The organism is Ruegeria sp. AE4 (assembly GCF_056542185.1).
Genome location: NZ_JBQFZK010000048.1, coordinates 1 through 1,516 on the forward strand (window position 1 = coordinate 1; position 1,516 = coordinate 1,516).

At 56.7% G+C, this 1,516-nt stretch carries 1 protein-coding gene; it reads left to right on the forward strand.

All coding sequences use genetic code 11. The annotated features are described in order from the left end of the window. The first annotated feature begins 74 nt into the window (after positions 1–74). Positions 75–1,448 (forward strand): transposase, encoded by a 1,374-nt coding sequence (locus ACR0EK_RS20275; protein ID WP_170717733.1) that lies wholly within the window; start codon positions 75–77, stop codon positions 1,446–1,448. Positions 1,449–1,516 lie beyond the last annotated feature (68 nt).

Below are 1,516 nucleotides of genomic sequence, written 5' to 3' on the forward strand. Positions count from 1 at the left end.
CATAGTGTTGAAAAATTCCGTTGATTGGTTTGCCTGTCGCTGATTCACTCGTTTTTGAGAGTGGAGGTGCGGTGATGATGGGACCGAGGCAGGTGGCGCAAGGGGCGCTGTTTTATGAGTTCTCGATTGAAGAGTTTGTGCCTGCTGATCATCCGTTACGCGGCATTGATCGCTTCCTTGATCTTTCGGAAGTTCGCCCCCTGCTGGCACCGTCCTACAGCGCTCACGGTCGTCCTTCGATTGATCCAGAGTTGATGATCCGGATGCTGTTGTTGGGCTATTGCCAAGGCATTCGGTCCGAGCGGCGGCTCTGCGAAGAGGTGCATGTCAACCTGGCCTACAGGTGGTTTTGCAAGCTCGATCTGACCGATCCGGTGCCAGACCATTCGACCTTCTCGAAGAACCGACACGGGCGTTTCCGTGAGTGCGGGTTATTCCGCCACCTCTTCGAGACTGTCCTGAGGCGCTGCATCGATGAGGGCCTGGTTGGCGGCGATAGCTTCGGCGTCGATGCCAGCCTGATCCCGGCGAATGCGAACCAGACGCGGGGTGTCGATAGCAAAGAGGGTTTGCCGCCCGACCTAGCCACTCGTGTGGTTGAGGAATATCTCGAAACGCTGGATGATGCGGCTTTCGGCGCATCCACCAAAGTTGTCCCCAAATACATCTCACCCGTTGATCCCGCCGCACGCTGGACAGGCGCGGACGGTGGGGCTGCCTTCTTCGCATATTCCACCAACTATATGGTGGATTTGGATAATGCGGTGATCGTCGATGTTGAACCATCGGTTCCGATCCGAACCGCTGAGGCCTTTGCTGCACGACGCATGATCGACCGGATTACGGACCGCTTCGGCATGACGCCGGACAAGCTGGTCGGCGATACGGGCTACGGCTCAGCGGAGATGCTGGGCTGGTTGGTGGAAGAGCGCGGCATCGCTCCGCACATCCCGGTGTGGGATAAATCTAAACGGACGGACGGCACGTTCTCGCGCGAAGACTTCGTCTACGACCCCACGACCGACAGCTACACATGCCCCGGCAATAAAGAGCTGCGAACATATCGGCGAAACTTCTCCAAACCGCGCAAGCCAAATGGCGGCAAAGACGGTTTCATTAAATATCGTGCATCAAAGCACGACTGCGACGCATGCCCATTGAAAGCAAATTGCTGTCCAAATCAGCCAGCCCGGAACGTGCTTCGTTCCGTCCATGAAGCGGCTCGCGACGTCGCCCGCGATATCCGCAAGACCGATGCGTACATGACCTCGTTCATTCAGAGAAGGAAGGTTGAGATGCTCTTCGCACATCTGAAACGATACATAGGCGTTCCGACGATGCGGCTACGAGGACCCAAAGGCGCATATGAACAGTTTCAACTCGCAGCAACCGCCCAAAACCTTCGGAAACTCGCCAAGCTGGTGCCACAACCTAGACTGACGGGATGAAGGGAAGGCGGAAGCCTATTGAGGCCGCATCCTGAACGCGCCCAAACGGCGACTTCTTCAACACTATC

Bases quoted from the DNA above. Each gene is read 5' to 3' on its own strand.
- ACR0EK_RS20275 (WP_170717733.1), top strand. From the start codon at position 75: ATGATGGGACCGAGGCAGGTGGCGCAAGGGGCGCTGTTTTATGAGTTC.